Source organism: Roseovarius lutimaris, from assembly GCF_900115165.1.
In the GTDB taxonomy this organism is placed as follows: domain Bacteria; phylum Pseudomonadota; class Alphaproteobacteria; order Rhodobacterales; family Rhodobacteraceae; genus Roseovarius; species Roseovarius lutimaris.
In genome coordinates this window covers 63,161-82,635 of record NZ_FOVP01000008.1, presented here as the reverse complement: position 1 = coordinate 82,635, position 19,475 = coordinate 63,161, and the positions used below count along the sequence as shown (strand labels likewise).

Annotated in this window: 19 protein-coding genes; 10 read left to right on the top strand and 9 right to left on the bottom strand. The window is 61.9% G+C overall.

Annotated features, from left to right (window positions below; translation table 11 throughout):
• The first annotated feature begins 65 nt into the window (after positions 1-65).
• The 8 genes from BMZ91_RS08570 to BMZ91_RS08535 all read left to right on the top strand — a co-directional run bounded on the left by BMZ91_RS08570 (position 66) and on the right by BMZ91_RS08535 (position 7,053).
• Entirely contained in the window at positions 66-878 is an 813-nt protein-coding gene (locus BMZ91_RS08570) for a glutamate racemase (RefSeq protein WP_092837338.1), read from the top strand.
• A 98-nt stretch (positions 879-976) separates the two neighbouring features.
• A complete protein-coding gene (argC, locus tag BMZ91_RS08565; protein ID WP_092837107.1) occupies positions 977-2,005 on the top strand; it encodes an N-acetyl-gamma-glutamyl-phosphate reductase in 1,029 nt (342 codons plus the stop codon).
• Positions 2,006-2,020: 15 nt separating this feature from the next.
• On the top strand, positions 2,021-2,467 hold the full coding sequence (gene ccmE, locus BMZ91_RS08560; RefSeq protein ID WP_177193823.1) for a cytochrome c maturation protein CcmE: 447 nt from the start codon (positions 2,021-2,023) through the stop codon (positions 2,465-2,467).
• A 60-nt stretch (positions 2,468-2,527) separates the two neighbouring features.
• Positions 2,528-3,136: a holin-associated N-acetylmuramidase gene (locus BMZ91_RS08555; RefSeq protein ID WP_092837335.1), complete on the top strand. Its 609-nt coding sequence runs from the start codon at positions 2,528-2,530 to the stop codon at positions 3,134-3,136.
• A complete protein-coding gene (locus tag BMZ91_RS08550; protein ID WP_092837101.1) occupies positions 3,130-3,699 on the top strand; it encodes a holin family protein in 570 nt (189 codons plus the stop codon). The genes BMZ91_RS08555 and BMZ91_RS08550 overlap by 7 nt, the downstream gene beginning before the upstream one ends.
• A 77-nt stretch (positions 3,700-3,776) precedes the next feature.
• Positions 3,777-5,750: a heme lyase CcmF/NrfE family subunit gene (locus tag BMZ91_RS08545; protein WP_092837332.1), complete on the top strand. Its 1,974-nt coding sequence runs from the start codon at positions 3,777-3,779 to the stop codon at positions 5,748-5,750.
• Complete coding sequence (locus tag BMZ91_RS08540; protein ID WP_092837098.1) at positions 5,747-6,199, top strand: cytochrome c-type biogenesis protein; 453 nt, start codon at positions 5,747-5,749, stop codon at positions 6,197-6,199. The genes BMZ91_RS08545 and BMZ91_RS08540 overlap by 4 nt, the downstream gene beginning before the upstream one ends.
• A gap of 56 nt (positions 6,200-6,255) precedes the next feature.
• Positions 6,256-7,053, top strand: coding sequence for an enoyl-CoA hydratase-related protein (locus BMZ91_RS08535; RefSeq protein ID WP_092837095.1), 798 nt, complete (start codon positions 6,256-6,258; stop codon positions 7,051-7,053).
• Between the two features lie 67 nt (positions 7,054-7,120).
• On the opposite strand, the gene gltA is transcribed toward BMZ91_RS08535, so the two are convergent.
• Both gltA and gltX read right to left on the bottom strand, forming a co-directional pair.
• Positions 7,121-8,416 (bottom strand): citrate synthase, encoded by a 1,296-nt coding sequence (gltA, locus tag BMZ91_RS08530; protein WP_092837092.1) that lies wholly within the window; start codon positions 8,414-8,416, stop codon positions 7,121-7,123.
• 74 nt (positions 8,417-8,490) lie between these two features.
• Positions 8,491-9,903 (bottom strand): glutamate--tRNA ligase, encoded by a 1,413-nt coding sequence (gene gltX, locus BMZ91_RS08525; RefSeq protein ID WP_092837089.1) that lies wholly within the window; start codon positions 9,901-9,903, stop codon positions 8,491-8,493.
• 77 nt (positions 9,904-9,980) lie between these two features.
• Here gltX and BMZ91_RS08520 point away from each other — a divergent pair, with 77 nt between their 5' ends.
• Positions 9,981-12,014: a ComEC/Rec2 family competence protein gene (locus BMZ91_RS08520; protein ID WP_092837086.1), complete on the top strand. Its 2,034-nt coding sequence runs from the start codon at positions 9,981-9,983 to the stop codon at positions 12,012-12,014.
• Here the strand turns inward: BMZ91_RS08520 and lexA are convergent.
• From lexA to BMZ91_RS08485, 7 genes are all read right to left on the bottom strand, one after another.
• Positions 12,008-12,709: a transcriptional repressor LexA gene (gene lexA / locus BMZ91_RS08515; protein ID WP_092837082.1), complete on the bottom strand. Its 702-nt coding sequence runs from the start codon at positions 12,707-12,709 to the stop codon at positions 12,008-12,010. The genes BMZ91_RS08520 and lexA overlap by 7 nt on opposite strands.
• Positions 12,710-12,787: 78 nt before the next feature.
• Entirely contained in the window at positions 12,788-13,960 is a 1,173-nt protein-coding gene (locus tag BMZ91_RS08510) for a molybdopterin molybdotransferase MoeA (RefSeq protein ID WP_092837079.1), read from the bottom strand.
• Positions 13,957-14,856 carry a GIY-YIG nuclease family protein gene (locus BMZ91_RS08505; RefSeq protein ID WP_218145656.1) on the bottom strand — a complete coding sequence of 300 codons (900 nt, stop codon included), beginning with the start codon at positions 14,854-14,856 and terminating at the stop codon, positions 13,957-13,959. Before BMZ91_RS08505 ends, BMZ91_RS08510 begins: the two co-directional genes overlap by 4 nt.
• The gene (gene moaC / locus BMZ91_RS08500; RefSeq protein ID WP_092837076.1) at positions 14,853-15,344 is read right to left on the bottom strand and encodes a cyclic pyranopterin monophosphate synthase MoaC; all 492 of its coding nucleotides are present in this window, start codon (positions 15,342-15,344) and stop codon (positions 14,853-14,855) included. Before moaC ends, BMZ91_RS08505 begins: the two co-directional genes overlap by 4 nt.
• Complete coding sequence (gene trpC / locus BMZ91_RS08495) at positions 15,344-16,159, bottom strand: indole-3-glycerol phosphate synthase TrpC (RefSeq protein WP_092837073.1); 816 nt, start codon at positions 16,157-16,159, stop codon at positions 15,344-15,346. The genes moaC and trpC overlap by 1 nt, the downstream gene beginning before the upstream one ends.
• Entirely contained in the window at positions 16,156-17,178 is a 1,023-nt protein-coding gene (trpD, locus tag BMZ91_RS08490; RefSeq protein ID WP_092837070.1) for an anthranilate phosphoribosyltransferase, read from the bottom strand. Before trpD ends, trpC begins: the two co-directional genes overlap by 4 nt.
• Entirely contained in the window at positions 17,175-17,756 is a 582-nt protein-coding gene (locus BMZ91_RS08485) for an anthranilate synthase component II (protein ID WP_092837067.1), read from the bottom strand. The genes trpD and BMZ91_RS08485 overlap by 4 nt, the downstream gene beginning before the upstream one ends.
• 149 nt (positions 17,757-17,905) lie before the next feature.
• On the opposite strand from BMZ91_RS08485, the gene BMZ91_RS08480 reads away from it, so the two are divergent.
• Positions 17,906-19,387, top strand: coding sequence for a divergent polysaccharide deacetylase family protein (locus BMZ91_RS08480; RefSeq protein ID WP_092837064.1), 1,482 nt, complete (start codon positions 17,906-17,908; stop codon positions 19,385-19,387).
• Positions 19,388-19,475 lie beyond the last annotated feature (88 nt).

Here is a 19,475-nt window from a genome sequence, read left to right as displayed (position 1 = left end):
CGCCAACCGCGGTGATCCTTTTCGATCCGAGGTTGGCTTTGGGCAACAAATGCGGACGGCGCAATATGGCGGTAGGGATTTTCGACAGCGGGCTTGGCGGCCTGACGGTTCTGGATGCGGTGCAAAGGCGGTTGCCGGATCTGCCGTTGGTGTATCTCGGCGACAATGCCCATGCGCCGTACGGCGTGCGCGACGCCGATGACGTCTATGACCTTACCACGACGGCGGTTGACCGGTTGTTTCAAGCGGGCTGTGATCTTGTGATTCTGGCCTGCAACACCGCCTCGGCGGCAGCCCTGCGGCGGATGCAGGAATCCTGGGTGCCCGCCAACAAGCGCGTGCTTGGCGTCTTTGTGCCGCTGATCGAGGCGCTGACCGAACGGCAATGGGGCGACAATTCCCCGCCCCGCGAGGTGGCCGTGAAACACGTGGCGCTGTTTGCCACCCCCGCCACCGTCAGCAGCCGCGCGTTTCAGCGCGAGCTGGCGTTTCGCGCGATTGGCGTCGATGTCGAGGCGCAGGCCTGTGGCGGCGTTGTCGATGCGATCGAGGACGGCGATCTTATCCTGGCCGAGGCTCTGGTGCGCAGCCATGTGGATGCGCTGCGGCGCAAGATGCCAACCCCCGAAGCGGCGATTTTGGGCTGTACCCATTATCCGCTGATGCAGGAGGTGTTTCAGGACGCGCTTGGCGCCAATGTGGCGGTTTATAGCCAGGCCAATCTTGTGGCCGAAAGCCTTGCCGATTATCTGATCCGGCACCCCAAAATGACCGGGCCCGGCGAGGTATCGCAATTTCTGACCACGGGTGAGCCCAAACGCGTTTCGTCGCGGGCCACGCAATTCCTGCGACGACAGATCATATTCGAGGCTGCCTGAGCGAGGCTGCCTGGCAAGGCGGACGAGCATTTGGCCGCATTGCGGGCTTGCCCGAAACGATCTACTTCTTCCCTTGAGATTTGAAAGCGAGGTCACCCATGACCCATAAAATCGCCATCCTTGGCGCCAGCGGCTACACCGGGGCAGAGCTTGTCCGGCTGATCGCTACCCATCCGAGCATGGAAATCACCGCCCTTGGCGCGAATTCCAAAGCGGGCCAATCCATGGCCGAGGTATTTCCACATCTGCGCCATCTTGACCTGCCGGATATGGTGACCATCGAGCAGATTGATTTTTCCGCCATTGACCTGTGTTTTTGCGCCCTGCCGCACAAGACCAGCCAGGAGGTGATCAAGGCCCTGCCGCGTGACCTTAAAATTGTCGATCTCAGCGCCGATTTCCGGCTGCGCGATCCGGCGGCGTATGAAAAATGGTATGGCAACCCGCATGCGGCGGTCGAGCTTCAGAAAGAGGCGGTCTATGGGTTGACCGAATTTTATCGCGACGAGATTGCGGGCGCGCGGCTTGTGGCGGGCACCGGCTGTAACGCGGCAACCGGGCAGTATATTTTGCGCCCTCTGATTGCGGCGGGGGTGATTGATCTCGATGACATCATTCTCGATCTCAAATGCGCGGTTTCCGGGGCGGGGCGCGCGCTTAAGGAAAACCTGCTGCATGCAGAGCTTTCCGAGGGCTATCACGCCTATGCGGTCGGCGGCACGCACCGCCATCTTGGCGAGTTCGATCAGGAATTTTCGGCAATCGCCGGGCGTGCCGTCAATATTCAGTTCACACCGCATCTTATCCCCGCCAACCGCGGGATTCTCGCCACCGGATACGTGCGGGGCGAGGCGCAGGTGATCCATGACACGCTCGTCGCCACCTATCAGAATGAACCTTTCATCACCGTCCTGCCAATGGGCGAAGCACCGAGTACGCGCCACATCCGGGGCAGCAACTTTTGCCATATCGGGGTGGTCGCAGATCGCATAGCGGGACGGGTGATCGTGATTGCCGCGCTCGACAATCTGACCAAAGGGTCAAGCGGTCAGGCCTTGCAAAATGCGAATCTGATGTTAGCTGAACCAGAGACCACCGGCCTTATGATGGCCCCGGTCTTTCCGTGACTTAAGGGGATGGCCATGAAATCACTCAAGAAAAAACGCCGCATTCAGGTTGTCGCGATTGCCGCCATCGCCCTTGTGGCGGCCACGGCGCTCATTGGCTATGGCATGCGCGACGGGATCAACTTTTTTCGCTCGCCGACGCAGGTTCTGGCCGAACCGCCCGCCCCGAACGAGGTGTTTCGCATTGGCGGGCTGGTTGAGGACGGCAGCCTCAAGCGCGGCGAGGGTGAGGTGATCCGCTTTAACGTGACCGACGGCAATGGCATTGTTGCGGTGACCTATCGCGGCGTTCTGCCCGATCTTTTCGAGGAAAACCAAGGCATGGTCGGGACCGGAAGCTATCGCGACGGGGTGTTTCAGGCCTCTGAAATCCTGGCCAAGCACGACGAAAGCTATATGCCCAAAGAGGTGGTTGACGCCCTCAAGGAGCAGGGCGTTTATAAAGACCCGAACGGTAGCTAAGCGCGCCGTTAACCAGGCATGGCCCAGCCTTCTGTACGAGATGTGCAAAAGGTGGGGTTCATGCAGACAGTCACGGAAATCGCAAAAGAAATCGTCGCCCGCGAGGGCGGATATGTCAACGATCCCGACGATCCGGGGGGCGCGACCAAGTTTGGCGTGACCATTCACACCCTGCGCCGGCTTGGGCTGGACCTGACGCAAGACGGGGTGGTGGATCAGCGTGATGTGCGCGCGCTGACCCGCGCCGATGCGGTCGAGATTTTCGTCGACCACTACTATCATCGCCCTGGCATCGCCCGCCTGCCGGACCCGCTTCAGGCCAGCGTGTTTGACATGTATGTCAACGCGGGCGCCAATGCGGTGAAGATCCTGCAACGGCTTATGCGCGACATGGGGCAGGAGGCGGATATCGACGGGGTGATCGGGCCGCAGACCGTCAGAGCGGCCGAGACCGCCACCCGCGCCGCCCCCGATCATATCGCCGATGCTTACGGGATCGCGCGGCGCAATTACTATTTCCGCCTTGCCGATGGTCGCCAGGCAAGCCGCAAGTTCGCGCGCACGAAGGCGGGTGGCAAGGGCGGCTGGATCAGGCGCGCGGAAGAGTTCATCGCGCCCCGGTTTCATCTGAGCACGGCAGAGTTCAACACACGGGTGGCAGCATGGTAATTGATATTCTGAGGGCGCTGTTTGGTGGCGGCGCAAACGTGGTGCGCGAAACCGCAGAGGTGTTTCGTGTCAACGCCGAGGCCGCCGATCAGCGCAGCATCGAGACACAGCGCGCCGCGCTTGAACAGATGGCCGGTGAATTCAAGCTTGAGAACCGGGGCGCGTTCGACCGCTTAATCGACGGGTTGAACCGCGTTCCGCGCCCGGCGATGGCACTTGGCACGCTTGGGCTTTTTGTGGCGGCGATGGTCGATCCGCTCTGGTTTGGCGAGCGGATGGCGGGGCTATCGCTTGTGCCCGAACCGCTGTGGTGGCTTCTGGGGGCGATCGTCAGCTTTTATTTCGGGGCCCGCTATCAGACCAAGGGCCAGGACTTTCAGCGCTCAATTACCGCGACAATCGCGCGCACGCCGCAGGTGGCCGAGACGATCACGACCCTGCGGCAATTGCGCGCCGATAGCCCCGGCATGGCCGAAACCCGGTCCGACGCGCCATTGGCGCTTGCGGTATTGGCCCCGGCGGACAACCCGGCGCTTGAGGATTGGAACCGCAGCCGCGCCTGAGACCCCCGCGACAATGTGATCCGCGCGCGCGGTTGATTACGATTGGCCCGCGCGCAGGCCTGGCCTATACTCAGGCCATGATTACAGAACTCGGACATTTCGCCCTTATCCTCGCCTTTCTGGTTGCCTGCTTTCAGGCGACCATCCCGCTTGTGGGGGCGTATAAACGATGGCCCGGCTGGATGGCCGTTGCCGAACCCGCCGCAACGCTTCAGCTTGTGCTGACTGGCGTGGCCTTTGGCGCCCTGATGTGGGCCTTTGTGACCTCGGATTTCTCGCTCCGGCTTGTGGTGCTCAATAGCCATACGGCCAAGCCGATGCTCTATAAAATCACCGGCGTCTGGGGCAACCATGAGGGCTCGATGCTGCTTTGGGTGCTGATCGTGGCGCTGTTCGGGGCCTCGGTCGCGTGGTTCGGAGGTAACCTTCCGCCCAGCCTCAAGGCGCGGGTCCTGGCGGTGCAGGCAATGATCGGAGTGGCGTTTTTCGGCTTTATCCTTCTGACATCAAACCCGTTTTTGCGCGTGGCGGTGCCGCCGTTTGACGGCAATGACCTTAATCCGCTGTTGCAGGATCCCGGTTTGGCCTTTCATCCGCCGTTCCTTTATCTGGGCTATGTCGGTCTTTCGATGACGTTTTCCTTTGCCGTCGCCGCCCTGATCGAGGGGCGCGTCGATGCGGCCTGGGGGCGGTGGGTGCGCCCCTATACCCTGGCCGCCTGGGTGTTTCTGACCATCGGCATCGGATTGGGAAGCTGGTGGGCCTATTACGAGCTCGGCTGGGGCGGCTTCTGGTTCTGGGACCCGGTTGAAAACGCAAGCTTCATGCCCTGGCTTATTGCCGCCGCCCTGTTGCATTCCGCCGTCGTGGTGGAAAAGCGCGAAAGCCTCAAGAGCTGGACCATCCTGTTGGCGATCATCGCCTTCGGATTCTCGATGGTCGGCGCCTTTATCACCCGCTCTGGCGTTCTGACATCGGTGCATGCCTTTGCCACAGACCCCGAGCGCGGTGTGTTCCTGCTCGCCATTCTGGCGGTCTTCATGGCCGGGGCGCTCACGCTTTTTGCGGCGCGCGCCAATGTGATGCAGGCCAAGGGCGTGTTTAGCCTTGTCAGCCGCGAATCGATGCTCTTGCTCAACAATATCCTGCTGGCAGTCGCGGCCTTTGTGGTCTTTGTCGGTACGATCTGGCCTCTGGTCGCCGAAATGGCGTTTGATCGCAAGCTCTCAGTAGGCGAGCCGTTTTTCAACATGGCCTTCACGCCGTTCATGGTGTTGTTGGGGCTTGTCCTTCCGGTTGGCGCGATGATGTCGTGGAAACGCGCAACGCTTGGCCGGGTGCTGCGGCAATTGCGCGGGGTGTTTGCCCTGGCCATCGCCATCGGCGCATTGGCCTTTGCGATGCAGACCGGCACATCTGCGCTTGGGCCGGTGGGGCTGTTCTTTGCGGCCTGGCTTGTTGGTGGCTCGGCGGTTGATATCTGGTCGCGCACCGGGCGCGGCGCTTTGGGCGCGCGGTTTGGTCGTCTGATGCGCCTGCCGCGCGCCGATTGGGGCAAATCGGTGGCCCATGCCGGGCTTGGCGTGACCATGGCCGGGATCGCCGCGATGATGGCCTGGCAGGTCGAGGATATTCGCGTGCTCAAGGTCGGTGAAGACCTTGAAATCGCGGGCTATGGCCTTCGCCTTGATCAGGTCGAGCGGCTGAATGGGCCGAATTACATCGCCACCAAGGCCACCTTCACCTTAAGCGAAAATGGCCGCGAGATCGCCACCATGTACCCGGAAAAGCGCAACTATCCCGTGGCGCAGATGCCAACCACCGAGGCGGCGCTGAACAACGGGTTCCTGCGCGACATCTATGTGGTGATCGGCGATCCACAACAGGGCGGGGGCTGGGCGGTGCGCAGCTATTACAAACCGCTCGCGAACTGGATCTGGGGCGGGTCGTTGCTTATGGCCTTTGGCGGGCTTTTGTCCCTTACGGACCGGCGTTACCGGGTCGCGGCGGGTGCACGACGGGCCCCCGCAACCGGGGTGCCTGCGGAATGAAGCGGCTTGTCCTTGTGCTCTGCCTGATGGCGGCGCCGCTTTGGGCGGTGCAGCCTGACGAGATCCTTGACGATCCGGCGCTAGAGGCGCGGGCGCGCGATATCTCGTCTGGCCTGCGCTGTCTTGTATGCCGCAACGAAAGCATCGACGATTCCAACGCCGAACTTGCCCGCGATCTGCGTCTTTTGGTGCGCGAACGGCTTGTGGCGGGGGACAGCAACGAGGAGACGGTGGATTTCATCGTTGATCGTTACGGCGAATATGTCCTGCTGAAACCCGGCACAGGGGGCGCGAATATCCTGCTCTGGCTGGCCGGGCCGTCGATGCTTGCGGTCGGGTTGATCCTTGGCGGGCTTTATCTGCGCCGCCGCTCCACCACGCCGGAACCCGACGTGGCAAAGCTGAGCGAGGCCGAGGAAGATCGGCTGCGTGAAATCCTGAAAGAGTGACGCGCGGTTTCGCTTGGCGCCGGGCCAATGCTGCGCTTTGATGCGCCTGAACATTTATGCCGGAGGCCGCACCCGTGAAAGACTATCAGACCATCACCCTTGAGATCGACGCAGATGTCGCGACCTTGCGCCTGAACCGGCCTGACAAGATGAATGCGCTCAACACACTGATGCGCGCCGAGATCACCGATGCCGTCACCTATGCCGGACGGCGCGCGCGTGTTGTGGTGCTCACGGGCAACGGCAAGGCGTTCTGCTCGGGGCAGGACCTGAGCGATGGCGGCAATGCCACCGCGCTTGATCTGGAACGTGTGCTGCGCGACGAATACGTGCCGATGCTGCGCGCGATCACCGATTGCCCGGTGCCAACCATTAGCGCCGTCAACGGGCCGGCGGCGGGGGCAGGGGCCAATCTTGCGCTTGCTGCCGATGTGGTCATCGCCACCGAGCGCGCCTATTTCCTTCAGGCCTTTACCCGGATCGGCCTTATCCCCGATGCCGGGGGCACCTATTTCCTGCCGCGTCAGATGGGCAGTGCCAAGGCTATGGGCGCCGCCCTTTTTGCCGAACCAATCAGCGCGCGTCAGGCCAGCGATTGGGGCATGATCTGGGAGGCGGTGGAGGATGACAGCTTCGAGGCCCATTGGCAGGCCCGCGCCGCGCATCTGGCGCAAGGCCCGAGCAAGACCTATGGCCACGTCAAAGCCGCCATTCGCGGCAGCTGGGACAATTCCATGGATAGCCAGCTTGACCTTGAGGCGAAATTGCAAGGCGCCTGCGGGCAATCGCGCGACTTTAAAGAGGGCGTGATGGCCTTTCTGGAAAAACGTCCGGCGAAATTCGAGGGGCGCTAGATACGCTCTGGCCAAAAAAGGCCCGAACCTGAGGCTCGGGCCTTTTGATTATCTGGCACGGCGGGCGTTAGCGATTCTCGATATCGACATAGTCGCGCAGGGTTGCGCCATTATAAAGCTGACGCGGGCGACCGATCTTGAGTTGCGGATCGCCGATCATCTCCTTCCACTGCGAAATCCAGCCAATCGTACGCGACAGCGCAAAGATCGGTGTGAACATCGAGGTCGGAAATCCCATCGCCTCAAGAATGATGCCGGAATAGAAGTCGACATTCGGGAACAGCTTCTTTTCGGTGAAATACGGATCGGCAAGGGCGGCTTTCTCAAGCTCTTTGGCGACCTGAAGGGTGGGATTGTTTTCCACTCCAAGCAGATCGAGCACCTCATCGGCCGATTGTTTCATGACCTTGGCGCGCGGATCAAAGTTCTTGTAGACCCGGTGACCAAAGCCCATAAGGCGGAAGGGATCATTTTTGTCCTTCGCGCGCGCGATGAATTCCGGGATACGATCCGGCGTGCCGATTTCCTGGAGCATCTCAAGACAGGCCTGATTGGCGCCGCCATGCGCGGGCCCCCAGAGACAGGCAATGCCCGCCGCGATACAGGCGAACGGGTTCGCCCCCGAGCTTGACGCGAGGCGCACGGTCGAGGTCGAGGCGTTCTGCTCGTGATCGGCATGCAGGGTAAAGATCCGGTCCATGGCGCGCGCCAGAATCGGGTTCACTTCGTAATTCTCGGCCGGCACGGCGAAGCACATGCGCAGGAAGTTCGAGGCGTAATCCAGATCGTTGCGCGGATACTCGAACGGCTGGCCGATGGTGTATTTATAGGCCATCGCCGCAATCGTCGGCATCTTTGCGATCATCCGGATCGAGGCGACTTCGCGCTGCCATGGATCGTTGATATCTGTGCTGTCATGATAAAAGGCCGACATCGCGCCGACCACGCCCACCATAATCGCCATTGGATGAGCATCGCGGCGGAAGCCACGGAAAAGATACATCATTTGCTCATGGATCATGGTGTGGCCGGTGACCCGGCCTTCGAAATCCTCTAGCTGTGCGGGGCTTGGCAATTCACCGTAAAGCAGCAGGTAGCACACTTCGAGGTAATGTGATTTCTCGGCCAGCTGATCAATCGGATAACCGCGATGCAAAAGCTCGCCCTTTTCGCCGTCGATATAGGTGATCGTGCTGTCGCAGGATGCCGTCGAGGTAAAGCCGGGGTCATAGGTGAACACGCCTGCCTGCGCATAGAGCTTGCGAATGTCGATAACATCGGGGCCCGCCGTCGGCGAAAAAATAGGAAGGTCATAGGTCTTTCCGCCAACCTCAAGCTTCGCCGATCTTTTGTCTTCTGCCATCAGGATTCTCCCTCTCAACGTCCGCGCAGCCTATGGCCCGGGGACTGGATAAACGTAATTGCCTTACCAGAGGGTTAATCCCCGCCAGCGGCTGCATCGGTCAGTCGGGCGATAGTTTCATCACGCCCGAGAACCAGCATCATGTCGAACACACTGGGTGTCGCACTGCGCCCGGCCAGCGCCGCCCGAAGGGGGCCGGCCAGTTTGCCGAACTTCATTCCGTTGTCTTCGGCGAATTGGGTCGCCAAAGCTTCCAAATCTCCACGCGCCCATTTAGCATTTTGCAACTGCGGCGTCAATTCACCCAGTATACCACGGGATACAGAATCCAGTTGCGCCGCGGCTTTCCCGTCTGGTTGGATCGGGCGATCGGATAGGATAAATTCCGCCTTATCAAGAAGTTCCGGGAAGGTCTTGGCGCGTTCTTTCAGGCAGTACATCGCGTCCGAAAACAGAGCTACCTTTGCCGCAGTTAGGGCCGGTTGGCCGGTTACAGCGAGGAATTCGGTCAATTCATGCAGCAGTGCAGCATCGGGCATGGCCGCAATGTGCTGACCACAGAGATTCTCGAGCTTCTTGAAATCCAGCCGTGCCGGGGCCTTGCCGATTCCCTCAAGTTCAAACCAGGCCTTGGCCTGCTCGTCGCTGAAGAATTCATCGTCGCCATGGCCCCAGCCAAGCCGCGTCAGATAGTTGCGAATGCCCGCCGCAGGATAACCCATCTTCTGGTATTCCTCGACCCCGAGCGCACCGTGGCGTTTGCTTAGCTTCTTGCCATCTGGCCCGTGAATCAGCGGAATATGCGCATAGACCGGCAGCGGCCAACCCATCGCGGTGTAGATCAACATCTGGCGCGCGGCATTGTTGAGGTGGTCATCGCCACGGATCACATGGGTCACGCCCATATCGTGGTCGTCTACCGCCACCGCCAGCATATAGACCGGATTGCCATCGCCGCGCAAAAGCACCATGTCGTCAAGCTGATCGTTGCGAATGGTGACATCGCCCTGAACGCGGTCGCGGATCACGGTGCTGCCTTCGCGCGGGGCCTTGATACGGATCACATGGGGCGCGCCCTCGGGGTGCATATCGGGGCTCGCGTCGCGCCAGGGGCTTTGAAACAAGGTCGATTTGCCCTCGGCGCGGGCGGTGTCGCGAAAGGTCTGGATCTCGTCCTGGGTCGAGAAGCATTTATAGGCCTTGCCCGCCGCCAGCAGCTCTAGCGCGACGGCGCGGTGGCGCCCGGCGCGCTCGAACTGGCTAATCACCTCGCCGTCGTGCTCAAGCCCAAGCCAGGCGAGCCCGTCAAGAATGGCCTGGGTCGCTTCGGGGGTCGAGCGCGCACGGTCGGTATCCTCGATCCGCAACAAAAACTTGCCGCCATGACCCCGCGCAAACAGCCAGTTGAAAAGCGCCGTGCGCGCGCCGCCGATGTGCAGATATCCGGTAGGCGACGGGGCAAAACGGGTCACGACCTGTTGGGACATGGGCAAGATTAACCTTTCGGTAACGATGAGGGGGCTAGCGTTGATCTCTGTTTATCGGCCCGCCACGGGGGTGACAAGTGTCCGGCGTCTGGCAAGTGATCGAGCGAAACTGGTTGATCCAGCGCGGCGCCCTGTTTGGCTGGGTGCCGGTGGCGCTTGCCTGTGGCATCGGCGGGTATTTCGGGCTGCGCACAGAGCCGTCGTTGACATGGCTTTTCGGGGCCGCCGTAGGGGCGCTTTGTCTTGCGATTCTTGGCTGGCGCGGCGCGGCATGGAGCGGCCCGCTGGCGATTGCGGGGGCGCTTTTGCTGGCGGGGCTCTGCCTGGCGGGGTTGCGGGCGCATCTTGTGGCGGGGCCGGTGCTTGGCTGGCGCTATTACGGCCCGGTCGAGGGTCGGGTGGTGGCGATTGACCGCTCTGCCTCGGATGCGCTGCGCCTGACGCTGGATCGGGTCATTTTGTCGAGAACCGCGCCGGATCGCGTGCCCACCCGCGTGCGCGTGTCCCTGCACGGCGATCAGGGGCATTTCAGCGTCAAACCGGGGCAAAGGGTGATGATGACCGCCCATCTTTCGCCGCCAAGTGGCCCGGTCGAGCCCGGCGGTTTCGATTTTCAGCGTCACGCCTGGTTCAAGCAGATCGGCGCGGTCGGCTATACCCGTGTGCCGGTCCTCGCGATTGCGCCTGCGCGCGGCGCGCAATGGCTGTTTCGCGCGCGCATGGCGCTCTCGACCCATGTTCAGGCGCGCCTTGCGGGGCAGGAGGGGGCGTTTGCCGCCGCCATCATGACCGGCGACCGCTCTGGCCTTGATCAAAACACCCTGGCGGCGATGCGGGTGTCGAATCTCGCGCATCTTCTGGCCATTTCAGGCCTGCATATGGGGTTGCTGGCGGGGTTCGTGTTCGCGGCGTTCCGGCTTGGGTTTGCGGCGATGCCAAGCCTTGGCCTGCGCCTGCCGGGTAAAAAGATATCCGCGGTCATGGCGCTTGTGGCGGCGGCGGCCTACCTTGGGCTATCCGGGGGGAATGTGGCCACAGAACGCGCCTTTGTCATGGTCGCGGTGATGCTGATCGCGGTGATGCTGGATCGACGCGCCCTGAGTTTGCGGGCGGTGGCGGTGGCGGCGATCATCGTGCTGTGTCTGCGCCCCGAGGCGCTGATGGGGCCGGGGTTCCAGATGTCGTTTGCCGCTACGGTCGCGCTTGTTGCTGTCTTCGGCTGGCTGCGAGATGCGCAGATCGCGCTTGGGCCCCGCTGGTTGCGCCCCATTCTGACGGTGGTGATTTCATCGGCCGTGGCGGGGGCGGCGACCGCGCCGGTGGGGGCCGCACATTTCAACCAATTCGCGCAATACGGGTTGATCGCCAACCTTGCCAGCGTGCCCTTGATGGGCGCTCTGGTGATGCCGGCGGCGGTGCTGGCGGCCTGTGTCTTGCCGCTTGGCCTTGACTGGATCGCGCTATGGGCGATGGGGCTTGGCCTGCGCTGGATCCTGGCGGTCTCGGATTGGGTGGCGTCGCTGGACGGCGCGCGTGCGCTTGTGCCCGCGCCGGGGCCAGAGGTCTTGCCAACCCTGGCGTTTGGCGCGCTACTGCTTGTGTTGTGGCAGGGACGGTTGCGGTTTGTCGGCGTCATTCCGATGGGGCTGGCGGCCTGGCTCTGGGTCGGGGCCGAGCGCCCGGTGATGCTGATCTCGGATAGCGGCTCGCTTGTGGGGGTGATGACCACAGAGGGCCGCGCATTGAACAAGCCGCGCGGCGGCGGGTTTGTTGCGCAAAACTGGCTTGAGAACGATGGCGACGCCACCGGGCAGGAGGCGGCCTATGCCCGCTGGCCCGCCAATTTACCGAACAGGCTTGCGGTCAAACTTGTTCAAGGCAAGGCTGCTGCGCGCCTGCCGCTCACCTGTGATGGCGCGACGCTGTTGATCATGACCTCAGACCCCGAAACAACGGTGCCTGCGGGCCTTGGGTGCGATATCATCAGTCCCGCCACCCTGCGCGCAACCGGGTCGCTGGCGTTTTACGATGGCGATAAGGGGCTGCGTGTCACAGGCGCGCGCGAAATCACCGGCGTGCGCCTCTGGAATAACGCGCAACGACGTCAATAACTGCGGATCAACCCGACAAGACGGCCCTGTACCTTGACCCTGTCGTCAGGCAAAACACGGGTTTCATAGGCCGGGTTTGCCGCCTCTAGCGCAATCGCGTTGCCCCTGCGGAAAAACCGTTTGAGCGTCGCTTCCTGATCCTCGATCAGGGCGACGACGATATCGCCATTATCGGCCACCGAGGTTTCGCGGATGATCACCACATCGCCGTCATTGATCCCGGCGTCGATCATCGAATCGCCTTTGACCTCAAGCGCATAATGCTCAGCCGAGCCCGAAATCATCGCGCCGGGCACGGCCACGCTGTGGCTGGCATGGGCAATCGCCTCGATCGGAACACCGGCGGCAATCTGACCCATCACCGGAAGCTCGATCGCATAAGCCGCCTCGACCGGCTGGGCATTGGCGGGCTGTGGTGCGCTCGGGCGATCGCCGTCGATCACGCGGGGGGTAAACCCATGGGTCGCCTCGCCACCAAGGCTTTCCGGCAGCTTGACGATCTCAAGCGCGCGGGCCCGGTGGGCCAAGCGGCGGATAAAGCCACGCTCTTCCAAGGCGGTGATCAGACGGTGAATGCCGGATTTCGACCTGAGATCAAGCGCTTCCTTCATTTCATCAAAGCTGGGTGGCACGCCATCGCGTTGCACCCGTTTATGGATGAATTGCAAAAGATCGAGCTGTTTCTTGGTCAGCATAGGACGCCCCTCAGGTTGCCGCGTTTCCTTTTGTTCTATGCATGTTCCCGTTTTGTGTCAAGCATCTTGGCCCGGACTTTAAAAATCGAGGTATTCGACCTTATCACCCACCGCGCGGGCGGGGTCGTTCACCGGGCGCACCAAAAGCGCGTCGGCCTCGGCCAGAACGCTAAGCAGCGAGCTGTCCTGTCGGGTTTCGGCGACAAGGCCCTCGGGGGTAAGGCGCGCGCGCATGTAATGCTCGCGCGGGCCGTTTTGTGGCAAAGGGGCTGCGAGGCGCGCTGTCAGGCGCGAAGAGCGCTGCGCGCCAAGCCCAAGCATCGCGCGGATCATCGGCGCCAGAAACACCTGGCCACAGACCATCGCCGACACCGGATTGCCCGGCAGACCGACCATCGCCGCGCCGCTCATCCGGCCCGCCATCAACGGTTTTCCCGGCCGCATCGCCACCTTGTAGAACGCGCGATCCATGCCCATCTGGCCCGCCACCTGACCGACCAGATCATGATCGCCCACCGAGGCCCCGCCGATGGTCACGACAAGATCGGCCCCCGCCGCAAGCCCGAAGGCCGTTTCAAGCGAGGGGATATTATCACGCGCAATCGGCAAAATCCGCGCTCTGGCGCCAAGGCCCTCAAGCAGCGCCTTGAGACCAAAGGTATTCGAGGCAATGATCTGATCCGGTCCCGGCGTTTCGCCGGGCATCACCAGTTCATCGCCGGTGGAAATAAGGGCCACCACGGGTCGTCGTGTCACCGGCACGGTGGCGTTGTTCATCGAGGCCAGAAGCGCGATATCGGCAGGGCGCAGAACGCGCGGCGCGCCCATCACCTCGCCAACCCCGAAATCACAGCCCTTGGGGCGGATATGGGGCTTGGGATCAAGATTATCGTTCAGGGTGATCTGATCACCGCTGCGGCTTACATCTTCCTGGATGATCACGCGGCTGGCGCCCGCGGGCAGAGGCGCGCCGGTAAAGATGCGCACCGCCTGACCGGGATTGACCACGCCGTCAAAGCCATGTCCCGCCGCCGCCTCGCCAATCACTTTGAGCCGCGCGCCGGGCTGCGCCTCATCCTCGCGCACGCCATAGCCATCCATCGCCGAGGCCGCAAAAGGCGGCTGATCGCGGCGCGCGGCCAGGTCGCATGCCAGAACCCGGCCCACCGCCTCGGCCAACGGCACCTCTTCGCTCTCAAGTGGAGCGACCAGCGTGAACAGTTTTTCAAGCGCTTCGTCAACGGTAATCATTCACCTATGCTCCGCTCCAATTGGGCTGCTTCCCATTCTGCATATGTGCGACCATCGTTAACAAGCTTCCAGGCCGTTCGCCCATTTGTTGATCTGCCATTTACGATAGCTCCAGCCGCGCTTGGACTGGAAAAAGCGTAATCCTTCGTAAAGCGCGAGTGATCGCCTGACGCCACCAATATACCAATCTCGCAAAGCTCTTCAAAAAGCTTGTGGTAATGGGTTTTAGATTTTGTATCGCCAACCCAAGAGGATCGAGCTAGAGATCCGGCTTGCACAATCATTTCACCGTCTTTTAGATGGGCCACCGCGTTGACACCAATTCTAGGGGAGGCAATTTCAAAAACCACTGTTTCTGCAATCGCCTTGTTATCCTCTGCGGTTGTGGCACGTGATTTGTCCAGAAACAAATCTACCCGGATCGCAGGCAGAACCATCTGCAAGGTTTCGAGGAATGACTCCATGTTGGCGATGTCCGCCTCCGAAAGGCTACTTCTTGCGGGGATGTTCGCGTTTTCCAAAGATGTAGCGCTGACACTCTTTGCTATCTCCACAAGGCGCGATTCCAGATACTTTACGTGCGCCTTGTGCAAGTTGTCGGCTGCGGTTGTAACCGCTATCACGGTTTCCCACCAATCTTTGTTGGCCGCGTGATTGATTAGACGTGTAGAAATTTCTTCGGCCTCACCGATGTAGGCAAGAGGTCTGCCACCTTTTTCACCGAGAAGAATGTAAACGCCCGTATGCTTGACTTCGGAACGTGAAAGCGCCTCTTTCAGTTGAGTGCGCGGACTACGCAGCACATGACCAGTCCAGTTGAACACCTCGGCCGTCAACATGCCGTCCGGGCGACCATCAATGAAGAAGAGTTGAAGAGATCGGCCTTTGATACTCACTTTGCCTCGTACCGCCCTGATTTCCCGCCATCTTTCAGGGTCACGCGGATACCGCCGATTTCCATCGCCTTGTCCACTGCCTTGGCCATGTCATAGACGGTCAGGGCGGTGATGCTGACGGCGGTGAGGGCCTCCATTTCGACACCGGTCTGGCCGGTCGTTTTTACCGTGCCTTCGATCCGCACCCCCGGAAGGTCCGGATCAAGCGTCAGATCGACCGCCACCCTGGTGATCGGAAGCGGATGACAGAGCGGGATAAGATCGGGCGTTTTCTTGGCCCCCATGATCCCGGCAAGCCGTGCCACCGACAAGACATCGCCCTTCTTGGCGCGACCTTCTGCAATGATATCAAACGTTTCTTTGGCCATTTTGATGTGACCTTCGGCCACGGCCACGCGCGATGTGACGGCTTTGTCGGAGACATCCACCATATGGGCATCGCCCTTGCCGTCAAAATGCGTAAGGCCCGATATCGTCGCACCCGCCATCACATGCCCCCGGCGGTCAGCGGGTTGGCCAGGATGGTGCGGGTCGCCGCCGCCACATCATCGGCGCGCATCAGGGTTTCGCCAATCAGGAAAGCCCGAGCGCCATAACGTGCCATATCGGCAAGGTCATCGGGGGTCGCGAGACCGCTTTCACAGACAATCATCCGGTCGACCGGCACCAGCTTGGACAGCTTGCGCGTCGTATCAAGAGTGGTCTCGAAGGTATTGAGATCGCGGTTGTTTATGCCAATCATCCGGGATTTGAGCGCGCCTGCACGCTCAAGCTCTGCTTCGTCATGCACCTCGATCAGGGCATCCATGCCCCAGTGCATCGCCGCCTCTTCAAGCTCGGAGGCCTGCGCGTCACTGACGCTGGCCATGATGATCAAGATGCAATCGGCCCCCCAGGCGCGTGCCTCGGCGACCTGATAGGTATCATAGATGAAATCCTTGCGCAGGATCGGCAGTTCACAGGCCGCCCGCGCCTCTTTGAGGTACTCGGGGGCGCCTTGAAAACTTGGCGTGTCGGTCAGCACCGAAAGACAGGTCGCGCCGCCCGCCTCATAGGCCTCTGCAAGGGCGGCCGGATCAAAGTCGGGCCGGATCAACCCCTTGGACGGGCTGGCCTTTTTGATTTCGGCGATCAGCCCATAACCCTGTTTTCCTGCATGCAAGAGGGCCTCGGCAAAGGGGCGCACCTTGGGGGCCTCATTGGCCAGAGTCTCGATATCTTCAATCGGGCGCTCGGCTTTGGCTGCTTCGACTTCTTCAAGTTTATAGGCTTTGATTTTTTCGAGAATGGTAGGGGTGGTCATTTAGCCTCCGATGTCAGGTTTGCCAGTGCGGTGATTTTGGCCAGTGCCGCACCGCTGTCGATGCTGGTCTCGGCCTGTTCCACGCCGGTCTTGAGGTCCGGGGCATGGTCCGCCACCACGAGGGCGGCGGCGGCGTTCAGCAAGACGGCGTCGCGGTAAGCCCCCGGCTTGCCGTCCAGAAGCGCGCGCATTGCGGCGGCGTTCTCGGCTGGGGTGCCGCCGATGATCGCCTCGAACGGATGCACCGGAAGACCGAAATCCTCGGGATGTACTTCAACCTCGCGGATCTGGCCATCCTGTTCAAGCGCCGCGACCCAGCTCAGGCCGGTGATTGTCAACTCGTCGGTGCCGTCGCTGCCATGCACAAGCCAGGCACGGGTTGCGCCAAGCTGTTTCAGGGTTTCGGCCATCGGGCGGATCAGGTCGCGTGAAAACGCGCCTGTGAGCTGGCGCTTGACGCCTGCCGGGTTGGTCAGCGGCCCGAGGATGTTAAAGATCGTGCGCGTCCCAAGCTCGGTGCGGACCGGCCCGACATGGGCCATCGCCGGGTGGTGCATCGGGGCCATCATAAAGGCAATGCCGACCTCGCGCAACGCGCGCTCGACCACCGGTACGCCAACCATCACGTCGATGCCCATCTGGCCAAGCGCATCCGCGGCGCCGGATTTGGACGACAGGTTGCGGTTGCCATGCTTGGCCACCGGCACACCGGCGCCTGCCACAACAAAGGCGGTCGCGGTCGAGATATTGAGCGTGCCCTTGCCATCCCCGCCGGTGCCGACGATATCCATGGCGCCTTCGGGGGCGGTAACCGCATTGCACTTGGCGCGCATCACGGCGGCGGCGGCGGCGTATTCATCCACCGTCTCGCCGCGCGTGCGCAGCGCCATCAACAAGCCGCCGATTTGGCTTGGCGTGGCCTCGCCCTCGAACAGGATCTGAAACGCCTCTTCCGCCTCGTCGCGGGTCAGGGCACGGTCAGCCGCGGCCCCGATCAATGGCTTCAGGCGGTCGCTCATGCCGGCACCTTCATCATATCGATGAAATTTTTCAAAAGGGCATGGCCGTGCTGCGAGGCGATTGATTCCGGGTGAAACTGAACACCGTGAATTGGCAGCTCGCGGTGTTGCAGCCCCATGATCGTGCCGTCGCTCAGTTCTGCGGTCACCTCAAGGCACTCGGGCAGGCTGGCGCGTTCGACCACCAGCGAGTGATAGCGCGTCGCCTCGAACGGCGAGGGCAGGCCCGCGAATACGCCCTGGCCGGTGTGATGAATGTGCCCCATCTTGCCATGCACGATCTCGGAATGGCGCACCACCTTGCCACCAAAGGCCTGGCCGATGGTCTGATGGCCAAGGCAGACACCGAACAGTGGAATCCCCGCCTCGGCGGCGGCCAGCGTCAGGGGCAGGCAAATTCCTGCCTGATCGGGATCACACGGGCCGGGCGAGAGCAGGATACCCGAGGGGTGCATCGCCATTGCCTCTTGCACATTGAGGGTATCGTTGCGTTTTACAACGGTTTTTGCCCCCAACTCGCCCACGTAATGGACCAGATTATAGGTGAAACTGTCATAGTTATCTATCAATAGCAGCATTGTGCCGTTCCTTGTGCAAAGGGGGCTGGAGGCCGGGGCCTCGGTCGCGGTATACTTGTTCAGGCTTGCGCGGCACCGTCAAGAGGCGGTAGGCCGGGAAAAAGGCAAAAACGGGGGCAATCGCAGTGGCACGCGGAATTTTGGCAGGTATGATCACGGGAACCATGGTTTCGACCCTGGTGTTGGGCACAGTGTCGGTGTTGACCGATGTACCGGGCGCAGGTGCGCCCGAGGCGACAAGCGTTGATGTGCCGGCCGGGTCGGAATTCGATCTTAATCGGGATGACACAAGGGCGGATCTCCCCGAGGCCGAGCCAAGCCCCGAAGCAAGCGATGCCTCGCAGGTCGCGGCCCCCGAGCCCGATGATCTCTCGGCGCTCAGCGTCGTTGATACCGCGCCCGCAAGCCCACCGGTTACCGGCGGTGCCGAGGGTCTGGGGCAGGCCCCGGTCGCGGGCGAGAGTGCTGTCGGGGTCAGCGTTGGCACCGACAGCCCGGTTTTGCCAAGCCCGCAAGCCGCCGCGCCCGCGGCGCCGTTTGACGAACAGGGCCTGTCGATTTCCACCGACCCGGCCCAGCCCGCGCCACCCGACCCCGGCGAAGACAGCGCAGGCCTCGGCGCCGCACTCAAGGATGTGTCAGAGGATGCCGCGCCAGAGGCCGGGACAGAGACTTTGCCCAAAACCGCCGAGGCCGCCGCGCCAGAAGAGGCCGCGCAGGATGTGACACCTATGGCCGGGGCCACGCCCGAGCCGATTGAGGATGCAGCCCCGCAGGTGGCTGAGCAGGCTGGCGAAGAGCCCGCCAAGACCCTGCCACCGGCCGGCACGATCACCAATCGCGCCGAAGGCGTGACCACCAACCGTTTGCCGGCGATTGTGGATGCGCCAGAGGCTGACGCGCCCGCAGAGGCCGAAGATCCCGCCACCGCAGAGGACGAGGCGCCGCAAGCCGCCCCCGGCGCGCTTGTGGCCAATGCGGTCGCCTTCGAAAACCCCGAGGCCAAGCCGCTTATGGCGATTGTCCTCGTGGACGATGGCACAAGCCCGATCGGCCTTGAGGCGTTGCAAAGCTTTCCCTATCCGTTGAGTTTCGCGGTTGATGCCAATTGGCCCGGCGCGACGGATGCAGCGGCGCGATACAAGGCGGCTGGTTTTGAGGTTCTGGCACTTGCCGATCTGCCCGCAGGGGCAAGTGCGACCGATACCGAAGTGGCCATGCAGGCCTATCTTGAGGCCGTGCCGCAAGCGGTTGCCATCATGGAGGGCACCGGCACCGGCCTGCAATCGGATCGCGCCGCCACCGAACAGCTTGCGCCGATCCTGCTAGAGACCGGACATGGGCTTGTGATGCATCCCAAGGGGTTGAACACCGCGCAGAAACTTATGGCGCGCGAAGGCGTGCCCTCGGCCAGCGTGTTTCGCGATTTTGATGCCAAGGGGCAAGATGCCAGCGTGATCCGCCGCTTTCTCGATCAGGCCGCGTTCAAGGCCGGCCAAGAGGAGACGGGCGTGATCATGCTTGGCCGTCTGCGCGCCGACACGATCAGCGCGCTGTTGCTCTGGGGGTTGCAGGACCGTGCCACCAGTGTCGCGCTTGCGCCTGTCTCGGCCATTCTATTGGCTGAATAGGGCGCTCTTCCGCCCTTGCAGGCGGCCTCGCGGGGCTTGATCCGGGCGCGTGAGTCGGTCAGACTGACCCTATTCTTTTGGTGAGGTA

Bases quoted from the DNA above. Each gene is read 5' to 3' on its own strand.
- BMZ91_RS08570 (WP_092837338.1), top strand. From the start codon at position 66: ATGGCGGTAGGGATTTTCGACAGCGGGCTTGGCGGCCTGACGGTTCTG.
- argC (WP_092837107.1), top strand. From the start codon at position 977: ATGACCCATAAAATCGCCATCCTTGGCGCCAGCGGCTACACCGGGGCA.
- ccmE (WP_177193823.1), top strand. From the start codon at position 2,021: ATGAAATCACTCAAGAAAAAACGCCGCATTCAGGTTGTCGCGATTGCC.
- BMZ91_RS08555 (WP_092837335.1), top strand. From the start codon at position 2,528: ATGCAGACAGTCACGGAAATCGCAAAAGAAATCGTCGCCCGCGAGGGC.
- BMZ91_RS08550 (WP_092837101.1), top strand. From the start codon at position 3,130: ATGGTAATTGATATTCTGAGGGCGCTGTTTGGTGGCGGCGCAAACGTG.
- BMZ91_RS08545 (WP_092837332.1), top strand. From the start codon at position 3,777: ATGATTACAGAACTCGGACATTTCGCCCTTATCCTCGCCTTTCTGGTT.
- BMZ91_RS08540 (WP_092837098.1), top strand. From the start codon at position 5,747: ATGAAGCGGCTTGTCCTTGTGCTCTGCCTGATGGCGGCGCCGCTTTGG.
- BMZ91_RS08535 (WP_092837095.1), top strand. From the start codon at position 6,256: ATGCCGGAGGCCGCACCCGTGAAAGACTATCAGACCATCACCCTTGAG.
- gltA (WP_092837092.1), bottom strand. From the start codon at position 8,416: ATGGCAGAAGACAAAAGATCGGCGAAGCTTGAGGTTGGCGGAAAGACC.
- gltX (WP_092837089.1), bottom strand. From the start codon at position 9,903: ATGTCCCAACAGGTCGTGACCCGTTTTGCCCCGTCGCCTACCGGATAT.
- lexA (WP_092837082.1), bottom strand. From the start codon at position 12,709: ATGCTGACCAAGAAACAGCTCGATCTTTTGCAATTCATCCATAAACGG.
- BMZ91_RS08510 (WP_092837079.1), bottom strand. From the start codon at position 13,960: ATGATTACCGTTGACGAAGCGCTTGAAAAACTGTTCACGCTGGTCGCT.
- moaC (WP_092837076.1), bottom strand. From the start codon at position 15,344: ATGGCGGGTGCGACGATATCGGGCCTTACGCATTTTGACGGCAAGGGC.
- trpC (WP_092837073.1), bottom strand. From the start codon at position 16,159: ATGACCACCCCTACCATTCTCGAAAAAATCAAAGCCTATAAACTTGAA.
- trpD (WP_092837070.1), bottom strand. From the start codon at position 17,178: ATGAGCGACCGCCTGAAGCCATTGATCGGGGCCGCGGCTGACCGTGCC.
- BMZ91_RS08485 (WP_092837067.1), bottom strand. From the start codon at position 17,756: ATGCTGCTATTGATAGATAACTATGACAGTTTCACCTATAATCTGGTC.
- BMZ91_RS08480 (WP_092837064.1), top strand. From the start codon at position 17,906: ATGATCACGGGAACCATGGTTTCGACCCTGGTGTTGGGCACAGTGTCG.